The organism is Corynebacterium sp. KPL2850, assembly GCF_040225855.1.
Lineage (GTDB): Bacteria > Actinomycetota > Actinomycetes > Mycobacteriales > Mycobacteriaceae > Corynebacterium.
The window spans coordinates 1-23,546 of the sequence record NZ_JBEHFV010000032.1; the positions used below are offsets into that span (position 1 = coordinate 1).

General features: G+C 60.4%; 19 protein-coding genes. 6 read left to right on the top strand and 13 right to left on the bottom strand.

All coding sequences use genetic code 11. The features are described from left to right. Positions 1-273 precede the first annotated feature (273 nt). Complete coding sequence (locus ABRP93_RS09885; RefSeq protein WP_349887814.1) at positions 274-747, top strand: hypothetical protein; 474 nt, start codon at positions 274-276, stop codon at positions 745-747. Between the two features lie 201 nt (positions 748-948). On the opposite strand, the gene ABRP93_RS09890 is transcribed toward ABRP93_RS09885, so the two are convergent. From ABRP93_RS09890 to trmB, 5 genes are read right to left on the bottom strand one after another with little or no spacing between them, the layout of a single operon-like run. Then, the gene (locus ABRP93_RS09890) at positions 949-1,287 is read right to left on the bottom strand and encodes a DUF3054 domain-containing protein (RefSeq protein ID WP_005279751.1); all 339 of its coding nucleotides are present in this window, start codon (positions 1,285-1,287) and stop codon (positions 949-951) included. Beyond that, positions 1,284-2,312 carry a lysylphosphatidylglycerol synthase transmembrane domain-containing protein gene (locus tag ABRP93_RS09895; RefSeq protein WP_023024251.1) on the bottom strand — a complete coding sequence of 343 codons (1,029 nt, stop codon included), beginning with the start codon at positions 2,310-2,312 and terminating at the stop codon, positions 1,284-1,286. The genes ABRP93_RS09890 and ABRP93_RS09895 overlap by 4 nt, the downstream gene beginning before the upstream one ends. Beyond that, a complete protein-coding gene (locus ABRP93_RS09900; protein ID WP_349887815.1) occupies positions 2,313-4,466 on the bottom strand; it encodes an MMPL family transporter in 2,154 nt (717 codons plus the stop codon). A 14-nt stretch (positions 4,467-4,480) separates the two neighbouring features. Then, complete coding sequence (locus ABRP93_RS09905; RefSeq protein ID WP_349887816.1) at positions 4,481-5,074, bottom strand: NYN domain-containing protein; 594 nt, start codon at positions 5,072-5,074, stop codon at positions 4,481-4,483. Beyond that, positions 5,075-5,851 (bottom strand): tRNA (guanosine(46)-N7)-methyltransferase TrmB, encoded by a 777-nt coding sequence (gene trmB / locus ABRP93_RS09910; protein WP_349887817.1) that lies wholly within the window; start codon positions 5,849-5,851, stop codon positions 5,075-5,077. 361 nt (positions 5,852-6,212) lie between these two features. On the opposite strand from trmB, the gene ABRP93_RS09915 reads away from it, so the two are divergent. Then, entirely contained in the window at positions 6,213-8,039 is a 1,827-nt protein-coding gene (locus ABRP93_RS09915) for a phosphoenolpyruvate carboxykinase (GTP) (RefSeq protein WP_349887818.1), read from the top strand. A 1,013-nt stretch (positions 8,040-9,052) separates the two neighbouring features. On the opposite strand, the gene ABRP93_RS09920 is transcribed toward ABRP93_RS09915, so the two are convergent. From ABRP93_RS09920 to ABRP93_RS09930, 3 genes are all read right to left on the bottom strand, one after another. Then, complete coding sequence (locus ABRP93_RS09920) at positions 9,053-9,811, bottom strand: hypothetical protein (protein WP_349887819.1); 759 nt, start codon at positions 9,809-9,811, stop codon at positions 9,053-9,055. Positions 9,812-9,920: 109 nt separating this feature from the next. Then, the gene (locus ABRP93_RS09925; RefSeq protein ID WP_349887820.1) at positions 9,921-10,622 is read right to left on the bottom strand and encodes a CPBP family intramembrane glutamic endopeptidase; all 702 of its coding nucleotides are present in this window, start codon (positions 10,620-10,622) and stop codon (positions 9,921-9,923) included. Between the two features lie 46 nt (positions 10,623-10,668). Continuing rightward, entirely contained in the window at positions 10,669-11,415 is a 747-nt protein-coding gene (locus ABRP93_RS09930) for a class I SAM-dependent methyltransferase (RefSeq protein WP_349887821.1), read from the bottom strand. 24 nt (positions 11,416-11,439) lie between these two features. Between ABRP93_RS09930 and ABRP93_RS09935 the strand changes: the two genes are divergently transcribed. After that, positions 11,440-12,549, top strand: coding sequence for a glycosyltransferase family 4 protein (locus ABRP93_RS09935; protein ID WP_349887822.1), 1,110 nt, complete (start codon positions 11,440-11,442; stop codon positions 12,547-12,549). Here ABRP93_RS09935 and ABRP93_RS09940 read toward each other — a convergent pair. Then, the gene (locus ABRP93_RS09940; protein WP_349887823.1) at positions 12,443-13,924 is read right to left on the bottom strand and encodes an MmpA family trehalose lipid delivery protein; all 1,482 of its coding nucleotides are present in this window, start codon (positions 13,922-13,924) and stop codon (positions 12,443-12,445) included. The two genes, ABRP93_RS09935 and ABRP93_RS09940, sit on opposite strands and share 107 nt — an antisense overlap. Beyond that, positions 13,905-15,095: a PorA family protein gene (locus ABRP93_RS09945; protein WP_023024227.1), complete on the bottom strand. Its 1,191-nt coding sequence runs from the start codon at positions 15,093-15,095 to the stop codon at positions 13,905-13,907. The genes ABRP93_RS09940 and ABRP93_RS09945 overlap by 20 nt, the downstream gene beginning before the upstream one ends. 50 nt (positions 15,096-15,145) lie before the next feature. Between ABRP93_RS09945 and ABRP93_RS09950 the strand changes: the two genes are divergently transcribed. Further along, positions 15,146-16,291 (top strand): acyltransferase family protein, encoded by a 1,146-nt coding sequence (locus tag ABRP93_RS09950; RefSeq protein ID WP_023024225.1) that lies wholly within the window; start codon positions 15,146-15,148, stop codon positions 16,289-16,291. On the opposite strand, the gene ABRP93_RS09955 is transcribed toward ABRP93_RS09950, so the two are convergent. The 3 genes from ABRP93_RS09955 to ABRP93_RS09965 are packed head-to-tail and all read right to left on the bottom strand — an operon-like array spanning position 16,185 to position 20,102. Further along, on the bottom strand, positions 16,185-19,361 hold the full coding sequence (locus ABRP93_RS09955) for an alpha-(1->3)-arabinofuranosyltransferase domain-containing protein (protein WP_349887824.1): 3,177 nt from the start codon (positions 19,359-19,361) through the stop codon (positions 16,185-16,187). The two genes, ABRP93_RS09950 and ABRP93_RS09955, sit on opposite strands and share 107 nt — an antisense overlap. A gap of 14 nt (positions 19,362-19,375) precedes the next feature. Next, complete coding sequence (locus ABRP93_RS09960) at positions 19,376-19,573, bottom strand: DUF2613 domain-containing protein (RefSeq protein WP_023024221.1); 198 nt, start codon at positions 19,571-19,573, stop codon at positions 19,376-19,378. Positions 19,574-19,595: 22 nt separating this feature from the next. Further along, positions 19,596-20,102: a universal stress protein gene (locus tag ABRP93_RS09965; RefSeq protein WP_034659544.1), complete on the bottom strand. Its 507-nt coding sequence runs from the start codon at positions 20,100-20,102 to the stop codon at positions 19,596-19,598. 58 nt (positions 20,103-20,160) lie between these two features. On the opposite strand from ABRP93_RS09965, the gene ABRP93_RS09970 reads away from it, so the two are divergent. Then, entirely contained in the window at positions 20,161-21,288 is a 1,128-nt protein-coding gene (locus ABRP93_RS09970; protein ID WP_349887825.1) for a glycoside hydrolase family 3 N-terminal domain-containing protein, read from the top strand. Positions 21,289-21,322: 34 nt separating this feature from the next. Beyond that, positions 21,323-23,011, top strand: coding sequence for a VanW family protein (locus ABRP93_RS09975; RefSeq protein ID WP_349887826.1), 1,689 nt, complete (start codon positions 21,323-21,325; stop codon positions 23,009-23,011). Positions 23,012-23,546: the final 535 nt, after the last annotated feature.

The window sequence follows — 23,546 nt, forward strand, 5'->3', positions numbered from 1 at the left end:
GAAGCCGCCGGATCAGCTACACTTACTATCGCATCTTGATTAAATCCCCGTGTCCACTTTCCGGGGTTCGGGCCCGTGCTCTCCTGCCCTCGGAGATGACTCCTGTTTGGTTGACACCTGATACTTGGCCCGGTCGGGGTGGCATAATTGTAATCTACGACCATGTCTACGTAATGGGAACAATTCACACGCGATGGTGTGGCCGTCTAAGAGAACAATGCGTTTACTTTCCGGTGGTCAGGCCCAAATTCTGAAGTGCGGAATGGAAGATCTATGTGGATAGATATCGAACAAATCGATATTAGCCGATTAGCAATAAAGCTGTCGGTGGCACTAGACAAATGGATAGCTGAAGAAAACAGCTATAAAAACAAGACAGATATAGCTCCATTATTCATAGTGCAATGTCCTTCTCATTTCGAGATCGCCCTTACCCTCCACGTTAAAGCCCTAAAACATACGGCAATTGTAGGATATGAGGCAGGCTACCAACGCTATGTATGGTCACCTTATTTATACGACGAAATCGCCGATTCAATTGTTTTCGATACATTAGCCGGTGACTATCCGATCCTTAAAGCAGATTTTTCCGAACCGGACAAAATTGTATGGGCTGGAGGAGAAGAAGCTACAGATGCAAAAGCGCAGTCCATCGGAGATTTCTTAAGCTACTATGAGGACTTAAATGAGCGCGCCAAGGAAAGAATCTGGATCAGTAAGGATTTCCCTCTAGAGAAGCTCTTGTAAAGCAGGGGCCTAACCCCCGACGTGTCCACTTTCCAGGGGTCAGGCCCTTGTGCGCAGGCACGAGGCTCACCACCGGCTCCATATGCACCACACCAGTGGGAGCGACCAGTTTTGACTGATGTGTGCCAAATGTAAAGCGGCTTTCCCTATAGAGGCAAAGTCGCTGCGTCGCTGTGCTTAGCGGGTGTCTTTTACGATCTGCTACTTGCGGGCAAATAGCCGCCAGCCAAAGAAGAACAGGGCGGACATCACGGTTGCCACGATGAGGAAGCTCCAATGGGGCAGGCGGCCATTGACCATGATCCACAAGGCCATGCCGCCGATGATGGCAGACAGCCAGACTACAACGCCCTCTTTCCACTTGCCCTGGACCTTTGTGGCCAGGATAATGGCCCAGCCGATGAGCGCGCCTACTGCCCAGGGCCAGAAGGCATCGACCCAGCCGGAAAAGCTCAGGCCACCGTGGGCGAGACGGGCGGCGATGGCGAAAATCATCAAGGCGATGATGTCAATGAGCGGAGCGATACGCGTCGAAGTCATACGGTTTCCTTTTCTTTTTCTTTACGGGATAGCGCGGCGTAGGTAATGCCCTTGCGGGCATAGTGCCAGAAATAAATGACCCAACCAATAGCGGTGATGAAGGCAAAAGAGATAAGGCGGTAGATAATCGCTGTACTGGTGGCATCGACTGCGGTCATGCCCGTGGCCACGAGCGTGGCGATGATTGCCGCTTCCACCGTGCCCAGACCCGCCGGGGTGACCTGGGCGGAGCCGGCCAGCTTGGCGGTGAGGTAAGCCAGCGCGACGCCGGCGATGGTGGTGGTGTTATCGGCCGAATCGGTCGTGGGCATTTGGCCGGTCACGGCCCACACACAGCCCCAGAGCGAGACCATGTCAATGAGCCGGTTGGCCAAGGAATAGAACGACGCCCAGGCGAATTGCCGGCGGGTGAGGTGTACTTCCTTGAGGCTCTCCACGTGTTCGAGTAGGGTTTCGCGCTTCGAGCCTTTTACCAGCCGCTGCTTTTTCACCCAGCGCTCCAGCGTTTCGGGGTGATTACTCAGCCAGAAGAGCCCGCCGGAGAGCGCCAGCATCGCTGCCAATGTGCCGATGAGGGACCACAGGGCCATATCGGCGTTGAGGAAAAGCACGCCGCCAAGCCCAATGAGCACCAACCACAGGGTGGAAATGGCGGAAGAGAGCACGAAGAACCAACCGCACAGGACCACCGAGGCGCCCCAGGTGCGCTGCACATGGAAGGTCAAGATGGCAGAAAAGGCCGGGCCTGCGGGCATGGTGGTGGACCAGGAATTGGATGCAAAGGTAAGAGCAGCGGTTTCTGTGCCCTCCACTTCCACGCCGCCGGCCCGGATGAGCAGGCGCATGACCTCACCCATCGCCACGACGGAGAGGATGGAGGCGATGACCACGAGCGTTACCGGGCCTGGTTCGGCGTGGGAGAGCCGTGAGAAGCCTTCGCTCAAAAAGTCCAGCTCATCGCGGAAGACATAGATGAGGATGGCCAGGACTATGAGCGAGGCGATAACTTGCAGCCAATTTTTCAATTATTTATCTCCTTCGAGGCGCCGCTTTAACTCACTGAAGGGAACGGTCTTCCCACGGCGGGTGGTACTACCAGAAAGCCTAGTGGTCAAGTGATGCAGCCAGCTAGGCGCCCACCAGTTATCCTCGCGCAGCAGGTGCATGACGGCGGGGACGAGGAGCATGCGGACAATTGTGGCATCGATAAGCAGCGCAAAAATCATGCCGTACGCGATGTATTTCATCATCACGATATCGGAGAAGCCGAACGCGCCCGCCACCACGATCATAATCAGGGCCGCCGCCGTGATGATGCCGCCAGTATGCGCGGTACCGGCCGCGATGGCCTCGTCCGTGGAATCGCCGCGCCGGCGCGCCTCCACCATGCGGGAGACCAAAAAGACCTCGTAGTCGGTGGACAAGCCATAAATGATGGCGATGATCAGCACCAGAATGGGGCTCATGAGCGGGCCGGGCGAGAAGTTCAGCGCGCCGGAGCCCACGCCGATGACGAACATGAGCGTGAGGATGCCTAGGGTGGCGCCCAGGGTCAGAAGCGTCATGACAATGGCCTTAATCGGCAGCACGAAGGAGCCAAAGACTAATGCCATGAGGATGAAGGTGGCGAGGACGACGTACAGCGCCATCCACGGCAGCTTGTGGAAGAGGGCATCGAGCGATTCCACTTCCATGGCTGGCGTGCCGCCGACATAAAGGTTGACGCCCTCGGGGGCTTTAACATCCTCGAGCTCGTGGACGATCCGTGCGTAGTCCTCGCGGTCCTTAATGCCGGCCGAAAGGACAGTGGTGCCGTCCTTGGTGGCGGTCGATGGCCCCATGGGGTCGGTAAGGCCGTCGAGGCCGCGGACCTGCATGACGACATCGACAAGCTGCTCGTTGGTGGCATTTTCCACTACGAGCTTGACCGGCTCGGTGCGGAAGGCTGGAAACTCGTCGTTGAAGCTATCCTGCGCCACACGGGTGTCGTGGTTGGGTGGCAGGTAGGTCTCGTTGATGCCGCCGAAGGTGATGCTCATGATAGGCAGCGCCAGCGCGATGAGCAGGCCGCAGATGGCCAGGGTCAGGCCCTTGGCGCGGCGCATGGCCCAGCGCGGTAGCTTGTACCACCAGGTGTCCTGAATGGTGCGGGCCGTGCGGGAGGTGCGGTGCACCGACCACAGATCGATCTTGGGCCCGAGCATGCCGAACAGGGCCGGCAAAACGGTGACGGACAGCAGGGCCGCCAGGCCGACGGCGGAAATCGAGCCATAGGCAACGGACTTCAAGAAGGCCTGGGGGAAGAGGAAGAGTCCGGAGAGTGCGACGGCGACCATCGCCGCGGAAAAGACCACGGTCTGCCCGGCGGTGGCGGTGGTGGTGGCCACGGCATCCTTGGTGGAGCTTCCCTTATCCAGCTCCTCGCGGAAGCGGGAGACCATAAATAGGCCGTAATCGATGGCCAGGCCCAGCCCCAGCAGCGTGACCACTGCTTGGGCAAAGACGTTGACCTGCAGGAAACCGGCCAGGATGGCCAAAATGCCCAGCGAGCCCAGGATGGATAGGCCACCGACAATAAGCGGCATGAACGCCGCCACCACGGAACCAAAGACCACGAGGAGCAGCAGGCCAACGAGCGGGAGGGCGGCCTTTTCCGCGCGCGCAATATCTTCTGCCATGCCTTCATCGAGGGCATCTGCCACGGCCGTGGCACCGGCAACCTTGACCGGCGCGGAGGTATCCGTCAGCGCGCCTTCGATGGCGCGGAAATCCTGCAGCGTTTGTTCATCATCGCCCTTAAGCCCAATGGCGGCAAAGGCCAGCGAGTGATCATCGTTGACCAGGTTGGGGTTCTTGCTATCGAAATAGCTGGTGACAGAGTCAATCTGATCCGGGTAATTTTTTTTGAGCTGTGCCAAGTGCTCCTTGGCAGCATCGAAGTTCTCATCGGGCGAGCTAAAGAGCAAAACAACGTCGCCGGAATTATCGCGGCCGAAGGTTTCCTGCTCGATCTGCGCCGCGCTTGTCGATGCCGCATTCGGGTCCTCCCAGCCTTCCTGGCTCATGCGTTCCTCGAGCTGGGTTCCAAAACCTACGAAGAGGGCAAGGATGGCACCGAGGATGACGATGGGAATGACCTTGCGGTGCGCATAGGAAAATCGTCCCCATTTTTCAAACATGTGGGGTAAGCCTCCTAGCTATTATTCAGTAGCGCAGCCAGCGGGCGGAATGGCTGGAGCCATGCACCACCTTCAGGCAGGTTATCCAGGTTGACGCGGGGTAGCGGCTCGCGGAAGACGCCGTCAATATCTTCTAGGTCAACGAAGTCGATCTCGGGGTGGCCCACGGCCCAGGAGGCGTGCTCGTGGAAACCCAGGACGGTGACCGGGAGGCCCTCATCAATGAGTTCTTCCAGCAAGGGATGAAAGTTCTGGCCATCGGCAGAAGCCACCACGACGCCGGCGAGATCATCGCGCAGTTTTTCGATGTGGTCGATCATGTCTGGATCCACATCGTCATCTTCGTGGATCTTCGGCTTTGCAAAGACGCCAAAGCCCACGTTGCGGATGGCCTCTACCCAGGGGCGAATCACATCGGCGCCGCCGGGGGAGACATTGGTAAATACTGCGGCCTGCGGATCGGCATCGACATCCATCGCGCGGTGGACCAGCCACCGGCCGATGGCATCAAAACGCGGACGGTGCGCCGCGGTGGGGCGCCCGCCGAGCAGGGAGCCGAGCCCCATATCCATATTGGGTGCGTCCCACACCAGTAGATAGGTGCTCATTTACTTCTTCTCCCACAGGTATTCAGTAATGACGTGTTCTTTATCTAGGCCCTTGCCCTCAAACTTGGTGATGATCTGCCGATCCACCAATTGCGGGCAGTCTGGCCACGGCCAGCCCTTGTACTCCAGGCTGGGTTCGACGTGCACGAGCTCATCTATCCATTCGGCATAACCCGCGTGGTCGGTAGCAACGTGCAGGACTCCACCCTTCTTTAGCCGGGAGGCAAAGAGGTTGAGCGTGCCGGATTGGATGATGCGGCGCTTGTGGTGGCGCGCCTTGGGCCAGGGGTCCGGGAAGAAGACGCGGATGCCATCGAGGGATTCCGGGGCAATCATGCGCACCATGACCTCCACACCATCGCCGCGGATCATGCGGATATTATCGATGCCCTCGCGCTCGACCTGGCCCATGAGCTTGGCCAAGCCGGGCTTATAGAGTTCTACCGCGATGATATTGGTGTCCTGCTCCAGCGGTGCCATGGCCGCGGTGGAGGTACCGGTGCCGGAGCCGATTTCCACGATGGTCTTGGCGCCGGTGCGGTCGAACCACTCATCGACATCGATAAGCTCATCGCTTAAGACGCGGCCCAGCTCGGGCCAGCGCTGCTCAAAAAGCTGGTGCTGGTTATCCGTGAGCGTGCCGCGGCGGAAGGTGACATTGCCCAGGCGCGGGTAGTCCAGGTCATTATCAAAGACCGCATTGAAATCCGTTTGCGGCGGGCGACCCGGCGGCATTTCTCCGGCAGGGGTGTTTTGAGAATTATCCGTGCTATTCATTGCGCCCTATTTTTCCCTGTCCAGGCATGGCAAGCAATATGCCGCGCCGGGTGTTTTCCCTGCTGTATGGAGGAAGGGGATAACCGGTGGATTCCACGGGGGTGATCCCTTGTGGCATAGAATGGGTAAATAGGATACTTTAATGCCCCCGAAATGGTGTGGAGAAAATCACGCCTAATATCACAATTATCCATAGTGTGCTTGGTAAACGTCCGCTCACGGCGGTGGATATAACCGGAGTGGGAAAAATGACACTTAATGTGGCCAATATTTTGGCTTTGCCGGTTAATCTGGAGGCGGAAGGCAAAGTTGGGCCGTGATATGCCCCGATTTTCACATCCTATCCAGAGGAGAATTTTTAATGACCGCCACCATTCAGGGCCTCGTTGGAGAGCTGCCTACAGACAATCAAGAACTGATCGATTGGATTAATGAAAGCGTTGAGCTTTTCCAGCCGGACGAGGTGGCTTTTGTGGATGGCTCACAGGAAGAGGCTGACCGCCTCGCCGCAGAGCTGGTCGATAAAGGCACCCTCATCAAGCTAAATGAGGAAAAGCGCCCGAATTCCTACTTGGCGCGGTCCAACCCAGCGGACGTTGCCCGCGTGGAATCCCGCACCTTCATCTGCACCTCGAAGGAAAAAGATGCGGGCCCAACCAATAACTGGGCACCGCCAAAGGCTATGAAGGAAGAAATGACGGAGGCCTTCCGTGGATCCATGAAGGGCCGGACCATGTATGTCGTTCCTTTCTGCATGGGCCCGATTAGCGATCCAGAGCCCAAGCTTGGCGTGCAGTTGACCGATTCCGCTTATGTGGTCTTGTCCATGCGCATCATGACCCGCATGGGCGCAGAAGCACTGGACAAGATCGGCGCGGACGGCGATTTCGTCCACGCCCTCCACTCCGTCGGTGCCCCGCTGCAGCCAGGCGAAGAAGACGTTGCTTGGCCCTGCAACGACAATAAGTACATCACCCAGTTCCCAGAGACCAAAGAGATTTGGTCCTACGGTTCCGGTTACGGCGGCAATGCCATCTTGGCCAAGAAGTGCTACGCGCTGCGCATCGCGTCCGTCATGGCCAAGGAAGAAGGCTGGATGGCTGAGCACATGCTCATCCTGAAGCTGACCAACCCGGAGGGCAAGAACTACCACGTCGCCGCCGCATTCCCGTCCCAGTGCGGCAAGACCAACCTGGCCATGATCACCCCCACCATTCCTGGCTGGAAGGCTGAGGTCGTGGGCGATGACATCGCCTGGCTGCACCTGCGTGAGGACGGCCTCTACGCCGTGAACCCGGAAAACGGTTTCTTCGGCGTGGCCCCTGGCACCAACTACGATTCCAACCCGATCGCCATGGATACCATGAAGCCGGGCAATACCTTGTTCACCAACGTTGCGCTTACCGATGACGGCGATGTCTGGTGGGAGGACATGACCGACGAGGCACCAGAGCACCTCATCTCCTGGACCGGTGAAGACTGGACTCCGGCATCGTCCACCAAGGCCGCCCACCCGAACTCCCGGTACTGCGTACCGATTTCCCAGTGCCCCACCGCCGCGCCGGAATACGACGACTGGAAGGGCGTCAAGATTGATGCCATTCTCTTCGGCGGCCGTCGCAAGACCACGGTTCCGCTGGTTACCCAGTCCTTCGACTGGAACCACGGCACCATGATCGGTGCACTGCTATCCTCCGGCCAGACCGCAGCCGCAGAGGGTGAAGTTGGCGCGCTGCGTCACGACCCAATGGCCATGCTGCCGTTCATGGGCTACAACGCCGGTGACTACCTGCAGCACTGGGTTGACATGGGTAAAAAGGGCGGCGACCGCATGCCAGAGGTCTTCCTGGTTAACTGGTTCCGCCGCGGCGACGATGGCCGCTTCCTGTGGCCCGGCTTTGGCGAGAACTCCCGCGTTCTCAAGTGGATCATCGACCGCATTGAAGGCAACGTAGAGGCCGAGGACACGGTGGTCGGACGCACCGCCCGCGCCGAGGACATTGATTTGGAAGGCCTTGACTTCGAAATCGACGACGTTCGCGCCGCCCTTGACGTTGACCCGAAGGAATGGGAAGGCGATATGCAAGACAACGCTGAGTACCTGAATTTCCTGGGCTCCCGCGTTCCTGAGGAAGTGTGGGACCAGTTCCGCGCCCTGAAGAAGCGCGTGGAGGGCGCAGCTTCCTAACGCGTTCATCCGCGGTAATTCCCCGCATAAAGCTAACCCCAGCAGCGTAAAGCTCTGGGGTTAGATCTTTGTTGGGGTTAAACCGATACACCCAGTTACAACGGAAAAGACCCCGCCACCAAAGGAACCGTAATCCTTAACTTGGTGAGCGGAGTCCTCAACTTTGTGACCGCTACCGTGAAGTTCGTTAGCGCGATCCTTCACGTGGGTCTTTAGGCCCGAGGGGCTCAACGATCTGGCACTCGTTGGGGGCCCATATTATTCTACTACGACTTTTAAAACCCAAGAAGAATCTATTTTCTAGGGCCGGGCCGATGAAACCACTGAAATACCGGTACTGAGGTCGATCTTGGATGGAAAATGCTAGTTTTTATCTTGAAAGCCTCGGAACGATCCCTAGGATGAATTGGGAATCAAGGCAAATGTCTAGGGATAAAATCCGGGGTAGTTCAGTCACGGGCAAACAGATACTGTCCCAGGATTGTGAGGAAATATGCGCGAATCATCAACACTAATCGCAGCTTTGTTTGCGTTGACTATTGGAGTTGGGGTTTTCATTTTCTCAATATCCACCTCTAATCCGTCTACGGGACTTTTGATCAGCTCCGGTGCATGCGCGTTAATGGGCGCCTTCAGCACTTATCTTGCAACCAAAAGGTACCAGGAGTCTAAGAACAAAAAGCTTCAGGAGAATGAGAATCAAAAGCTTTAGCTTTTGCTATAGCCCGAGATATCGAATTACGAGATACCCTACGCCCTCTCAATCTGCAGCCATTACTCGTCGTCTCGCTGCAGATCCTGAAGTACTCCCGGCGGAGTGAAGTGTTCTGGGGCCAAATTAGCTAGCATTTCAGCGAAACTACCCCGAATAGTTTAGAGTTTCACCAACTTCGATGGTCGGTTTGGCACAGGTATGCAAATCATGTATGCTAAGGATCAGAGAAGGCAAGGACAGGTTCCCTTGTCATGAGTTGAAAAGGTCAACAGGACGAAAAGCGCCTGTTGGCCTTTTCTTATATTGGTCGTTTCTTGTGTACCGCACTAACAGTACTGGTACTGGTCAACCAACTGGCTAATGCAGAATCAATACTTTCTGTTAGGGCAAAGGCATCCTTGGTAACGTCCAGAATATCTACGTTTAACAAACTGTCCATGTGTGAGACACGATTCCGAAGATCGTGCAGATGGGCAACTCTCCAGTACGTCTTTTTACCACTTGAATCATCTGCGAAAGGAAAAGCGTCCTTTACTGCCCCTTCCCATAAGGTGAAGCGGTTTTTATTTTCGGTCTTTTCCGGATCTGCGTCAGGTGCATGATTAGGGAGGATATCTTTCCACATCCCGAACATCGTGTGAGCAAGCACATCATTATGTGTAATCGCCTGCCCATGCCGAAAATGGCTAGCAGGGCGACGATCTGCTGACTTCTGAGCCCGCCTTTTAGCTTCTAACCTCTTGCCTTGCGTTAGGCTACGTAAAGGCCTTGCTGGGGCCTCGAGGAGCCAACTGGTACTGCGTTGTCCAAGTTGTTCGCTGTTCCACTTTTGCAATTGTGTATCAATGGAATTACGAAGAAAAACCTCGGTAATACCCAGTGTTTCTTGAACGGAGGCAGTCATCTCAACGCCCCAACGATAAAGAGCAAGTGCATGCTTCTCATTTCCATTTGCAGCCTCTAGATACGGCTCAATGCGGGGTTTGCCCAAATTTTCAATGATCTTCTTGCGGTTAGAGCTCTTCACCCTCTCCATGGTGCCAGAAGTTGTGTCCATAAAATACTGTAGAAACCTTTCCGTACTTCTGGGTACATTGAAGCATTCTGGACGTAGTTTCCACCTCGGCTACTGAACTAGCGTTTTTCTCCCGCTGCGCAGGGACCGCTTAGCCCGATAGCCCCGCCAGAGCCGTGATTGCCACGACCGTGTTATTCGCAATGTGAATGCACAGGGGAGCGGTAAGTGTCTTGAACCAGAGGCGCGCTAGCACCAAGAGGGTGCCAAAGAATGCGATGTAGAGCATTACTGCGGGGATGCCGTGCGCGAGGGCGAAGACAGCGATGGTGATAAGCGCTGCCGCCCAGGTGGGCATCGAATTTTGCAGCCAATCCAATAGAACGCGGCGAAATGCCACTTCTTCGACCAAGGGAATGACAAGCGCGGTGCTGAGTATCACCATGATGGTGGCGGCGGGGCTTATCTTTAGGCCGACGGAAAGGTTATTGCCGGCTGGTTCGCTGCCCAGTAATGCATTGACGCCGCCCGTGGCCGCACCAGAACCCAGGATGGCGAGGGGAATCCACCACAGCAGGTGCCATAAGGAGTGCTTGGCTTTCACGAACCCGGCATCGCGCCATGACCAGCCCAAGCGGCGGGAAAATCCGTACCAGACCGTTCCCAAGCCGAAGATGGCGCCGCCAACGGCGATGCCAAAGGCCACCCAGGAACCGCTCTTTGTAATGAGGCCACAGGCGATGCCAATGAGTGCCGCACCGGCAAAAGTGGCGACGACGCTGGCCGCGGCCCACCCCAGGTGAGCTGCGCGAACGGCGGGGGAGAGCTGTGAGCTTTGTAGTTGGTCCGGCATGCTGGAAAGTATAGTAGGACAACCTCGGCGCGAGCTGTGGCGCGGCCTAGTCGGGTTGCAGTACCAGCGTCAGGTTGGACACCGCGAATTCGCGCAGGCCAGGCACCTTGGTTAGCCACCAGGCCCAGCTGGGGTGGTAGCGCGGAAAGGCGAGCTTTAGCGCACCGGTGGACTTGGCCCAGGTGAGGCCGGCGGAGCAGCGGACATTAAATAGCGAGGTGCCAAAGACATTCTTGGGCGGGTGCCCGTGGCGGCGGGTATAGCGGTCGCGGGCGAAGGCGCCACCGACGTAGTGCTCCCACAACCCGGTTTCGTGGCCGCCGAAGGGGCCGAGCCAGACGGTATAGCTCATGATGCACAGGCCGCCGGGGCGGGTAACGCGCAGCATTTCTTTCCCCATATCCCACGGGCGGGGGATATGTTCGGCGACATTAGAGGAATAGACCACATCGAAGGAATCGTCCGCGAAGGGCAGCCGCGTGCCATCGCCACGCACGGAATTGCTGAGGTGGATATTGGCCGCGGACATTTCCCCGGCATCGGGCTCAAGGCCAACGTAGGACGCGCCGCGGTCCGCGAAGGCGGCGGCGAAATAGCCGGGGCCGCCGCCTACGTCGAGCACGAGGGCATCGGCAAGCGGCACGCCCAAATCGCGGCCCAAGTTTTCCACCAGCGCGGCCGTATCTTCTGCCAGGCCGCCGTAGAAAATATCGGGGCGGGTTTGCTCGAAGCGGAAAGAGCGCAGCAGCGCCCAGGAGCGGGAGAGCGTGGCCATGTCGCGGGTGTGTTTCATAAACCACTAGGCTAATACCCCACGATGAAAATTCTTTTACTATGCTGGCGCGATTCCACCCACCCACAGGGTGGTGGCTCTGAGCGTTACCTCGAACGCGTGGGGGAGTACCTAGCGGCGCAGGGCCACGAGGTGGTCTTTCGCACCTCTAAGCACATGAATGCGGCGCGCCGGGAGGTTCGCGATGGCGTGCGCTATAGTCGCGGCGGTGCCAAGTTTGGCGTGTACCCGCGCGCGTGGGCGGCCATTGCGGCCGGGAGAATGGGCCTGGGGGATCTGCGCGGCATTGACGTGGTCATCGATACCCAAAACGGCATTCCCTTTTTCGCGCGGCTGATTTCCGGCGCACCGACGGTGCTTCTTACCCACCATTGCCACCGTGAGCAATGGCCCGTGGCCGGTCCGGTGCTCGGGCGGCTGGGCTGGTTCTTGGAATCGCGCGTGGCACCGCGGGTATATCGGGATTCGACCTACGTCACGGTCTCGCAGGCCTCGCGCGAGGATCTGGAGGCGCTCGGCATTGAGGGCGCACGGATCATCGCCAATGGTTTGGACCCCATTCCGGCGCACGTGCCTTCCCTCGAGCGCGAGGCGGAAAAGCACCTAGTGACCCTGTCGCGGCTAGTCCCACACAAGCAGATCGAGCACGCCATGGATACGGTGGCGCGCACGCCGGGCGCGGTATTGGACGTGATTGGCTCTGGCTGGTGGGAGTCGAACCTGCGCGATTATGCCGAAGAGCTCGGCGTGACGGATCGCGTGCGCTTTCGCGGCCAGGTTACGGAAGACTATAAGCACGCCTTGCTCGCGCGTGCCGATGCCCACCTCATGCCCTCCCATAAAGAAGGGTGGGGACTTGCTGTTATGGAGGCCGCCCAACATGGGGTGCCCACAGTGGGTTATGCATTTGGCCTCCGCGATAGCGTAATCGATGGCGAGACCGGAATCCTTGTAGAAGAAGAGGGCGACCTCGTGGCGGCCACCCAGGAGTTACTGGATAATGCGGAGTTGCGCCGGCGCCTAGGGTCTAATGCCCGAGAGTTTGCCGCGCGCTTTTCGTGGGAGAAGACCGGCGCTGCTTTTGCGCAATTGCTCCAAGGCTTAGTAGCGGGTAAGCCATCCACACGGCGGTAAGAGCCCACGGTAGCTCGGGGCGCGGGGCGTTGGTCTCTGCGGCGATGGCGCCATCGACCACCACGACGCCCACCCCAAGTTCCGCAAGGCCTGCCATATCGCGGTCCTGCCAGGCGCGCAGCGCCGCGCGGTACTGCGGCGAGGCCTGATCGATGACTTCACCGTCCACGCTGAGCTCGCCGGATTCCACCATCGGCACCGCCTTGGAATAGGGATCGACCGCGACTCCCGGGGTGGCTTCCCGATGCGCACCGCCATCCCCCGTGGGAACCTCCACCAAATTGGGCCGTTCGGGGAAAAACGCCAGGCGTCCGTCGATATCGCGCACCAACTGCTCATCCACCCCGGTATCGCGGGGAGAGAGCACGGCGAGGCGGGACGGGGCGGGAAGAATCTGAATCGTGGCGGCCACCAGCGCGAGCGCGGCCGGAATCTGCGGCAGCGCACCGATGGACGCCACGTATAGCGGCAGCGCGAGCATCGTGAGTTTGTGGCTATCGCGCAAAAGGCCGGCCCCTGGAACGTAATCGATGGCCCATTCCAGCATGCCTGGCAAGAGCCAACATGCCAGCGCCCCGCCGAGTCCCAGCGCGGCCAGGACGGTCAAGCGCGCCGGAACGCGGTGCGCGCCCGCCAGCGCGAGAACTGCGACGAAAAGGCCGAACACGGCCAGGCCAAGGGCGGCCTCGCCATTCCAGATTCCGCCAAGCCGCAAGAGCGCGCCCACCGTGCCCACGTGTTCTTCTGCGCGCGGGGAAAAGGCCGCGACGGCGGCTGCGGCATCGCCGGGCACGCTGGGTTGGAAGAGACCTGGAACCAGCCACGGCAGCCACAAGAGGCAGCCCGCCAGGGCCACGCGCTTCCGGCAGGTAAACAGGGCGGTGACCACCGCAAATAACCCGCCGGTGGGGGTAAGCGATGCTCCCCACATGGCCAGCCATGCCAGCCAGCTGTGGCGGCGCCCCGCCCAGGCGATGACCGGGAGTAACCAGGCCGCAATGGCCAAGGACCACTGGCCTTGCAGGAGGCGTTCGATGACAAAGGGATTGGCCACCGCGATGGTCATCGCGGCCAGCGCCGCTACCGTGGTGCGAGACCACAGCGCGGCGGTGAGAGCGGCGGCCCCAGCGGCGGTAAAGATAAGGACCCGGGCGGTCCACGCGCCGCCGAGTAATGCCAAAAACCCATCTTGTGGTGCGTTGCGGGCTGGCAGGCTTCCCGCACCCAGCGCGGATGGGGTAAGCCCCGGATCGTTTAAGAGCACCATATCGCGCCAGAGGAATTCACCGGGCAGTGCGAAGGGCCAGCACACCGCGGCCACGAGAAGAATTCCCCACAGCCCGAGGAGGATGCGCCTAGGCGTGCGCGGCATCATGGGCGTCACGGTGGCGGCGCATGTACTGGTAGGCGGCGAAAATGAGCAGGGAAACGCCGATGGCCTTGCCCAGCCAGCCAACGGCCATCAGCCCCCGGATGGCGTAGATTACCGGGCGGACCTCAGCGAGGCGTTCCGAGCGGGTGTCCTCTGACCACCGGAAATCCGCTGCCAGCACGGAGCGATCCTCTGTGTCATCCTCTGCGATCAGGGTTCCCGCCTGCTGGATATCGGTGGCGAAAAAGACTTTGACGTTTTCCCGGACATCCACGATGGTGCCGGTGGTGGGCTCGACCGAAATATCGCGGCCTACGGTATAAAAGGGCTCGACAATGACGGTCGCATCCGCATCCAAGTCCAAAAGCTCGCGCGAGTGGCGGTCATAAAAACGGCTGGCGGGACCCTTCAACTGGAAATCGCCGGATTTCAGCTCGTCCGTTTTAGTGGTGCTGTCCAAATCCGCGCTGATATTGCTAAAGGTGTTTTTCAGCGGCAGCGGCTGTACGTCCTGGTGATAGGAATAGATGGGGATGCCATCCACCTTGGAGTCGCCGGTAAAGTCTATCGGCGTGGATTCCTGCGCCAGGAAATCAAAAAATGGGTAGGAGCGCTGCTCCGTGCCGGAGGGGAAGAAATAGGTGAGGCCGTCTCGCTCGAAGTCTTCCCGGGTCAGATCGGCGTTGAACTCGGGAAAGGCGAGGGCCCATTTATTGACCGGATTCGCCACCGGGAACGTGGATTCGCGGTTGAGCACGGAGTGTTGATCAACGGAGGCGATTTCCTCTTGGGAGTCCCTGTCTTTTCCAGCCAGCAGGCTGGTCACGGAATCGGTGGTGGCGATGGTGTCATCATCGTCCACCTCGCCGGTGGTAATGGTGCGCTCCAAGGTCAGCGGCCCGTGGTGCTGGTAGCACCACATCGGGGCGGATTTGTCGGCGCAGCGCGGGTCATCGCCGGATGCGGTAGCGGGGGCTTCACCGTCCATGAGGGCGCGCACGTCCATCCATACCGCATCGGTGGGTCCGCTCGAGGTGGAAAAATCTTGATCCAAGCCCAGCGGGCGGGTCCGGTTATTGTAGAGGGTCGGGGCGAGGGTACCAATGAGGAGGAAAATGATTGCGGCAATGACAACCCACGTCCGTGGCGAGCGTGGCCAAAGGTAGCGGCTCATTGCAGTACTATATCCAATCAGTTTCAGGTTTCCGGGGTAAAGGAGCAAGCGTGCGCACGCAGGCATCTGTGAAAAGACTACCCCAGCACCTGCCGGAGCTAGACGGCCTACGCGCGGTTGCAGCACTAGGGATCATTGTCACCCACGTATCCTTCCAAACCGGCACCGGGTGGGGATTTGCCGGGCGTTTCGATTTCTTCGTCGCCGTCTTTTTCGCCCTCAGCGCCTTTTTATTGTGGCGCCGGCGGGGGCTGCACACGGCGCGCGGCTATGCCCACTCCCGCATCGCGCGCTTGGCACCGGCCTATTACGCCTGCGTGGTATCGGTTTTGCTGCTGCTTCCCGATGCCCACTCCATCACCCCCACCCAGATCCTCGCCAACCTGACCTCCACGCAGATCTATGTGGTCGATGGCCTTGCCCCGGGCCTTACCCACCTCTGGTCCCTCTGCGTGGAGTTTTTCTTTTACCTGGTACTACCGCTTCTGGTGTGGGCCCTTGGCAGCCTGCCGCAGCGCTGGCGCATGGCCGTTATCGCCGGCGGCGCCGTGCTGAGCTGGGGGTGGGGATTTATCCCCTTTGTCGCGGACTACGGCGAGGACCAGGTCAACTCGCAAATCTGGCCGCCGGCTTATGCCTCGTGGTTCGCGGTGGGCATGCTGGCGGCGGAGGTGGAAGAAAGGGGCATCGGCAAGCGCACGGCGCGGATTCTGCGGGTGCGCTGGGCCTGGGTTGTGCTGGCGGGGCTCGTGCTGTGGGTGGCGAGCCGGGATTGGTTTGGGCCGGCCGGGCTGGTGCATCCGGAGCCGGCGGAATTTGCCCGCCGCATCATCGCTGGGGCGGTATTCGCGGCGTGCGTGGTGGTGCCGGTGGCCTTGGTTCCACGTGGAACCTCGTGGCTTACCTCGCCGCTCATGCAGGCGCTGGGCGCGTGGTCCTATTCCATTTTCTTGTGGCACGTGGCGGTGCTCGCCGTGGCCTTCCCGTTAACCGGGGTGGCGCTGTTTAGCGGGAAACCGCTGGATTTTTGGGTGATCCTTGCCGTCACGGTGGTGGGGACCGTTGTGGTTTCTGCGGCGAGCTATACGCTTATCGAGCGCCCGGGCCGCGACCTTCTGATGGGCCGTGGCCGGGTCCGGGGCCGGGGCCGTCGACGGCGAAAAGGCAGGCCAGCCCCGCGGCACATAAGCACATAAGCAGCACGGAATCGCCGGCATAGGCCCCTGAGGTCCATGGAGCTCGGGCAAGGATGGTCCCGGCCGCCGCTACCACGCCGCTGGCAAAATAAGCCCGCGGAATGGTGGTCCAGCGCACGATGAGCCAGGCGGCCATGCCCGCAAGCGCCGCCGGCCATCCCACCAGTGCCAGGCAGGCCAGCGAATACACCGCAGAGGCCATGCCGCCAGGATGCGGGTGCCAGGTGGGCTGCGGGCTACGGCGCGCGGCGAAAAGCAGGCAGAACCCCAGCGTGGCCAGGCCGAGTGCGCCGCCAAAGAGCAGGGCGGCGCGGTAGGCAGGCTGCGCCTTAAAGGTCATGCGGAATTCCCCATGCGTGCCCGCCGGGACGATAAACGCCTGGGTGGCGGCATCGATCTCGTACGGGGTGAGCTCGGTATCGCCTATAAATCCGCGCAGGCCCTTATTAAAGGCGCGGCCGGTAATGAGCAGGCGCTCATCTCCTGCAGCAGCGATGGAAAAATCGGTGAGGCGATAATCGCTCGGCGGGGACCAGCCCTTCTCCGTCATTGACACCCACGCGCCGGTGGTGCGCACGCGGTGGACGCCGGGCTCAAGGGTCAGGGTGCTGCCGGGGGAGTACCGGTGGGAATCGATAAGCACCGGCTTGGTGGAATCCACCGTGACCTCCATGCGGCGCGGCACGGTGACATCGCGAATGAGCACGCCGGTATCGTGCACCAGCTGCTGGAAGAAGAATTGGTGCACATTCGGCGAGGTATCCGGCACGGTGACTACGCGCTCGATGGGATGGCCTTCCACCTCCAGTTCCGCGATGCCGGTGCGGTGGGATAATTCCACGCGGATGGCCCGCGAATCCCCGCCGGGCATGCGCACCGTCTTGGAGCGGAAGGGCTGCAGGTTTACCTCTACTGCAGCGCCACCCGAGCGCACCGTCACCGTGGTGGAGCTGGTGGCCATGAGCTTCAGGCTCGGTTGGCTAAAGTCACCGCGCAGCTCGATCCAGCTCTCATCATCGCCGGGTGCGGGCCACCAGGCGGTGGAATTTTCCCCATCGACGGCGGCGGTGGCGGACTTTTCCGGCTGGGCGCCGCCAAAGGCGGTGGCATCGGCGGCAGAAGAAGAGACCTCGACATCGCCGCCGTGGGTCTCCACCGTGGTCAGCGGGCCGGCGGAGGGATAATCGCGCAGGCGGTTATAAACGTGGCTGGGATCGTCTGTGGATAGCGGCGCCGAGGCGGCTCCATGGAGCGTGCCGTAATTGCGATCCACCAGCGTGGGGGTATCGGTGACGATATCGGCATCCTTGTCCACCAGTTCGCGGGCGGCCGGGCCATCGTGGGCATCGAGGAAGGCCAGCGCCTCGCCGCCACCGGCCACGCGGACGGGATCGTCTGAGGTCAAAGCCGTGGAATGCTGCTCGAGCATAATCACATCGACCTCGCCAAAAGTGTGCACTTCACCGCCAAATTTGCTGCTCAAGGTGTCATTATCTGCGGCAAAGAGATCGTGGCGCACCATCACCGCGCCAATGCCCAAGCGCTGCAAGGCGCGCACGCCGCTGGCCGGGTCCTCGTCTAGTCCTGCCATCACTCCGTCGAGGCCGCGGATGGCCTCCGGCGGCACGAGGGGGATGGCATCGCGGACGGCCCACGGGACATCAAGAAGCGGCTGCGCCGGCTCATCGCGAGTCCAGCCCCACTCCTGGCGGGCGAAGGAGGCCTCGGGATAGATCAAAGTGCGGGTATTTTCAGCGTGCTCATTGATGTAATCCGTGGCCTGATGCCAATAGTCCGGAACCTCGTCGTAGGCGCCTAGGGGCAGCAGCCGCTGCGACCATGCCGGGGAGAGCGTGCTGATGCATACGAGCAGCACCAGCGCGCCCACCGTCTGCTTCTTGGTGGGCCGCAGGCCGGTGGGCAGCGGCAGGAGCTGGCAGGCGCGGGCAAAACCCAAAAGCAGCGGGATGCGCACCAACGGATCGAATTTGTGCACGTTGCGCAGGGGCGCCAGCACCCCATCGAGCGCGTCGAGGTACCACGCCGCCTGGCAGCCTAAAATCGCTACGCCGGTAATCAGCATGATGGACCACACGCGGGGCAGCCGGCACAGGCCATATATGCCAATCGCGGCCACGGCCATGGTGATAAGGACAAAGAAAGCAGAGGTCGCGAGCTCGTTGCCGGCGATGCGCTCGGCATCCGCAAAGGGCGACCAGCTCGTCGTCCCGCGCAGGATCTCCGGCAGGTTCAGCCACCGAGTGGTCACGCGGGAAGATTCGATAAATTCCGTAAACGGCGGGGCGTAGCGGCCCAAGATAATAAGGGGGCCAATCCACCACGCCGATACGCACAGGCAGCCAAGCAGCCAGGCCGCGCCGGGCTTGAAGGCACGGCGGTAGACCACGATGACAAGCGCCGGGGTACACGCCGCGAGCGTGGCGGTGGCATTGACCGCGCCCATCAGCGCCACGGGAATCGTGGCGGCGGCAGCATCACGCCAGGTGAGTTTTCCCCGCAGGAAGGGCAGGATGACCCACGGCGCTAACATGACCGGCCAGGTTTCAGAAGAAATGGCCGTCAGAGTGGATAGCGAGCGCGGGGACAGGGCATAGAGCATTGCTGCCACCCAGACCCAGCGGCCGCGCAGGCCTATCCGGGTGGCCAGCTTGTAAAAGCCGATAAAGCCCACGCTTAAGACCAACAGCCACCACAGGCGTTGGGCTATCCAATCCGGCAGTGGCTCGGTTAAAACAAAAAAGGGACCCTGTGGGAAGAGGTAACCGTAGGCCTGGTTCTGCAGCTGGCCCAGGGTAAATATATCGGTATAGGCATCAAGCGCACCGCGCAGGAAATGCCGCGGGTTGGCGGCCAGATCGTGTTTGGTATCGGCGGCGGTCAGCCCCCACGGCTGTACAGCGAGGATGAGCGCCAAGGCAATAATGCCGAGCGGGTAGGGCCGAGCAAGGCGCGCGCAGCGGTGGCGCAGGGCGCGGGCTAGTGCGCGGTAGCGGTGTACATAGGAACCGCCGTGTGGGCCGCGGGGGAGCTGATCGGTCCGGTCATGCACGCCGGTGCGCCCATCTAATTGCGGGAACCGTATTCAGGCCCGCCTAGCACCGCATCATCGGCGGAGACCGCATTGCCTTCCGGCACGGTATCGCTGCCGGAGAACTGGGCGATGCCAATGATGGTGATAATGCCCAAGGCGATGCCCACAACAGCGCTACCCACGGCGGGGCCGAGGGTGCGCTTGTTTAAAGAATCGGATTCCAGAGCCATGGCTAAAGATATTAGCAGCTACTTAGAAGTATTCCGGATCGTCGTCATCCGCGTCTTCGTCGTTTTCTTGCGGGACGATAAAGACGGGCAGGCCCGCGTTGCGCACGATCTGGTCCGCCGTGGAGTTGGTCCACCAGGCGCGAAAGCCGGTGAGCGCGCGGGTGCCGGTCACGATGACATCCACGTCGAGCTCGTGCGCGGCATCCACGATGGCCGAAGAGATGGTGGTGGCGGATTCCACGAGGTGGGCGCGGCCGGCTAGGCCTAGGTTCTCGGCCAACTGGGTGCCCTGGCGGCAGATCTTCAGCGCCTCTTCGTAGGCGGGATCGTCTTCCACGCTATCGGGGGACACGGTGGACTGGTGCATGCCCGTGCGGCTGACGGCGCGCGCGGTTTGGCGGGCCACCGGCTCCCACGCGGTGAGGATTTCCACCGTGGAGGGGCGCAAAAGCTGGGCGGCGTACTCCAAGGCGCGGTCGGCGCGTTCGGTGCCATCATAGGCAATTAACATTGTTTTGCCGTTACTCATGTCACTAGTCTACCCACCGCTTGGGATAGTTCGCGAGGAATGCTGCACACTGGAAGACATGACATATTCCCGCATCATTGCCAGTTTGGGCCTCGTGGCGGTGCTGAGCGCCTGCTCTAATTCCGCCACGGAGGAGGACAAGGCGCGCGAATCTGCGGCTCCTGCGTCCTCGTCACCCGATACCTCCGCGCCCGCCACCGAGGCGGCACCAGCACCGGCGCCCGAGGATATTCGCGCCACCGCCGCCTCGGTGCTCATGCCACCGGCAACCAGCTATGAGGACGCCAAGGCCAAGCTGGAGGCCGGCGTGGGAGGCATCTTCATCCCCAGCTGGGCGGATCCTGGGTTGCTAGAAGAAGAGGGCCGCAATATTAACGCCCTGCGCGCGGAGCTAGGCCGCGATTTTGAGGTCGCCATTGACTTTGAGGGCGGGCGTGTGCAGCGCTTTTCTGAAATTTTGGGTGAATATCCCTCCGCGCAGCAGATGGCGGCGGAAAACTCCCCGGAGCAGGTGGAACAGCTGGCGGGGGACATCGGCAAGCGGCTCATGGACTACGGCATCAACGTGGACTTCGCGCCGGTGCTCGATGTTGATGGCGATGGCCTCGAGGTCGTGGGTGACCGCGCCTTTTCCACCGACCCCGCCCAGGCCGGCGACTACGGCGCCGCCTTCGCCCGCGGGCTGGATGCCGCCGGGGTTAAGGCCGTATTCAAGCACTTCCCGGGCCACGGCCGCGCCTCGGGCGATACCCACCTGGCGGAGGCCATTACCCCGCCGCTAGAAGAGCTTGAGAACCACGAGTTTATTCCCTTCCGGAATGCCATTCCCGCAGCACCGAATGCGGCGCTGATGATGGGCCACCTCGCGGTGCCGGGCCTAGGCGATGGCCAGACCCCTGCCTCCATCCTGCCGGAGGCCTACGGCCTTGCCCGCGAGGCCTTACAGTATGACGGCACCATCTATACCGATGACATTGGCGGCATGGCGGCCATTTCGGATTCGCTGCCGCTTGCCGATGCCGTCATTACCTCCCTCGCCGCCGGTGCCGACATGCCCCTGTGGTCCACCGAGGCCGATATCAATGCGGTGATCGATGCCGTCGTGGGCGCCGTGGATGAGGGCAGGTTGGCCCCGGAGCGCCTCGGCGATGCCGCCCGCCATGTACGCGATGGGGACAGCGACTAGGAAAAACGCCCCTTTACCCGTTAACCTTTAAGGCGTGAAGAAGGCAGAAGGAAAAAACGGTGCAAAGGGCTGGCTCATCACGCTTGGCGTGATCGTTGGCTTTGTCCTCATTGCGGGCATCGCTTATGCCTGGGATGTCATAGCAAACCAGGACAAGATCCCGCGCAGCGTCTCCGTGGGCGGCGTGGATATCTCCGCCATGGAACGCACCGCCGCCGTGGCCAAGCTCGAGGACGAGCTCACTGGTGTCGAAACCCAGCCCGTGACCGTGACCGCCGGCGAACTGCAGTCTGATTTTATCCCTGCCGAATCCGGCCTGGCCCTGGATAACCAGGCCGCCGTCGATGGCATTGAGGAGCCTTCGCTCAACCCGATTACCCGCCTGGCCAGCTTCTTTCGCTCTACCGAAGATATCCCGGTAGAAACCGAGGTAGACGATAATAAGCTGCAGCCCACCCTTGACCGCGTAAAAGACGAGCTTTCTACAGAGCCGGTCGACGGCATGCTGGAGCTTAATGATGGTCAGCTCAAGGTCACCGATCCCACGTTGGGGCAGACCGTAGAAGGCACCGAATTGCACGATGCGGTGGCAGCGAATTGGCTCGATAAGGCTGGCGTGCAGGTGGAGCCGGAAGAAATTGAGCCGGCCATTAATGACGAGGCCATTGAAAAGATGCGTACCGGTGACGCCGCCAAGGCCCTGGATAATCCGTTGACCTTGAAGGCCCAAAATAACGTAACCGCCACGCTAAATAAGCCGGAGATTTCCCAGTTCACCAGCATTGAGAAAAAGGATGGTCGGCTGCACCTAGTGGTTGATAGCAACCGCGCGCAGCAATTGCTGCAAGAGCGCACCGATGGCGCCGATGTGCCTGGCGTGAACGCCAAAGTGAAATTCGCTGGTGGTTCCAAGCAGGTCACGCCCTCCCAGGACGGCGAGATTATTGACTGGAAGCCAACCATGGAAGGCTTTGATAAGCGCGTGACTGGCGATGACCGCGAGTGGGACGCAACCTACAAGCCTGACCCGGCCGATTTCACCACCGAGGACGCCGAAAACGCGACGTTTAACGATACCGTGGGCGAGTTCTCCACCGGTGGCTTCTCTTCTGCCTCCGGCCGCAATATTCAGCTGGTGGCCCAAGAGGTCAACGGTGCCGTGGTGAACCCAGGTGAGACCTTCTCCCTCAATGGCTATACCGGCCCCCGCGGCACCGCGCAGGGCTATGTGGAATCCGGCATCATCATCGACGGCCATTCCGGTACCGCCGTGGGCGGTGGCATCTCCCAGTTCGCCACTACGCTATATAACGCCGCGTACTTCGCGGGCATGCAGGATACCGCGCACACCCCGCACTCGTACTACATTTCCCGTTACCCGGCCGGCCGCGAGGCTACCGTGTATGAGGGCGCCATTGACCTGCAATTTACCAATACTTTCAATACCCCAGTGCAGATCGAGACTAATTTTGGCGGCGGTGAGATCACCGTCCGCTTGAAAGGCACCAAGACGGTAGAGGTGGAATCCATTAATAACGGCCGTTGGGCCAAGACCGAGCCACAACCGAGGTCCGTGCCGGGCAGCGACTGTTCGCCATCATCCGGTGCACCGGGCTTTACGACGTCCGATACCCGTATCATCAAGGATCTCAGCGGCAAGGAGCTTTCCCGCGAGACCAAGACCACGGTCTACGATCCACAACCCATCGTGCGGTGTGGTTAGCCAGTAAGCAAAGTGCGTTGCCGCTGGCCCAATCTCGGCGGCCATGCAGCGCGCACAACCCAGCGTGAGTACGACAAAGGCTCCCGCAGCGGGTGTAGTGCCATGCTGCGGGAGCCAGACTCGTTAGTCATCCGTCTTGCCTCGCAGGGGGTTGAAGGTCATGTTTTTCGTGGGGGACAACCACATCATGCTCATCTTTCACCGGTGCCACCGTGGGCACTGCGTTAATATGGACGGTCAAGTCCCGTGTAGTGGTGTAGACGTTTATGCCTCCGGCTCGGTATGAAGTTCGGGGTTTGATTAGGATGTTAGCCGGCGCCAAAGAGGCCGTCGTTATCACGGTGAAGAGTACTCCTGTGTTCAACTAGCACGCAGTCGCGACGGTAAGGATCGCTAAAGTCCTCGGGTTGTGGCCTGTGGATTGGCGATAATCATGCGAGACAATAAAAACGATTGACCGGACCTGACCCCCAGATGGTGGACACCTTGAAACCAGCATCTCGCTGGGGAAGTGAGGTACCTTTCCACCATGCCA

Bases quoted from the DNA above. Each gene is read 5' to 3' on its own strand.
- ABRP93_RS09885 (WP_349887814.1), top strand. From the start codon at position 274: ATGTGGATAGATATCGAACAAATCGATATTAGCCGATTAGCAATAAAG.
- ABRP93_RS09890 (WP_005279751.1), bottom strand. From the start codon at position 1,287: ATGACTTCGACGCGTATCGCTCCGCTCATTGACATCATCGCCTTGATG.
- ABRP93_RS09900 (WP_349887815.1), bottom strand. From the start codon at position 4,466: ATGTTTGAAAAATGGGGACGATTTTCCTATGCGCACCGCAAGGTCATT.
- ABRP93_RS09905 (WP_349887816.1), bottom strand. From the start codon at position 5,074: ATGAGCACCTATCTACTGGTGTGGGACGCACCCAATATGGATATGGGG.
- trmB (WP_349887817.1), bottom strand. From the start codon at position 5,851: ATGAATAGCACGGATAATTCTCAAAACACCCCTGCCGGAGAAATGCCG.
- ABRP93_RS09915 (WP_349887818.1), top strand. From the start codon at position 6,213: ATGACCGCCACCATTCAGGGCCTCGTTGGAGAGCTGCCTACAGACAAT.
- ABRP93_RS09920 (WP_349887819.1), bottom strand. From the start codon at position 9,811: ATGGACACAACTTCTGGCACCATGGAGAGGGTGAAGAGCTCTAACCGC.
- ABRP93_RS09925 (WP_349887820.1), bottom strand. From the start codon at position 10,622: ATGCCGGACCAACTACAAAGCTCACAGCTCTCCCCCGCCGTTCGCGCA.
- ABRP93_RS09930 (WP_349887821.1), bottom strand. From the start codon at position 11,415: ATGAAACACACCCGCGACATGGCCACGCTCTCCCGCTCCTGGGCGCTG.
- ABRP93_RS09935 (WP_349887822.1), top strand. From the start codon at position 11,440: ATGAAAATTCTTTTACTATGCTGGCGCGATTCCACCCACCCACAGGGT.
- ABRP93_RS09940 (WP_349887823.1), bottom strand. From the start codon at position 13,924: ATGATGCCGCGCACGCCTAGGCGCATCCTCCTCGGGCTGTGGGGAATT.
- ABRP93_RS09945 (WP_023024227.1), bottom strand. From the start codon at position 15,095: ATGAGCCGCTACCTTTGGCCACGCTCGCCACGGACGTGGGTTGTCATT.
- ABRP93_RS09960 (WP_023024221.1), bottom strand. From the start codon at position 19,573: ATGGCTCTGGAATCCGATTCTTTAAACAAGCGCACCCTCGGCCCCGCC.
- ABRP93_RS09965 (WP_034659544.1), bottom strand. From the start codon at position 20,102: ATGAGTAACGGCAAAACAATGTTAATTGCCTATGATGGCACCGAACGC.
- ABRP93_RS09970 (WP_349887825.1), top strand. From the start codon at position 20,161: ATGACATATTCCCGCATCATTGCCAGTTTGGGCCTCGTGGCGGTGCTG.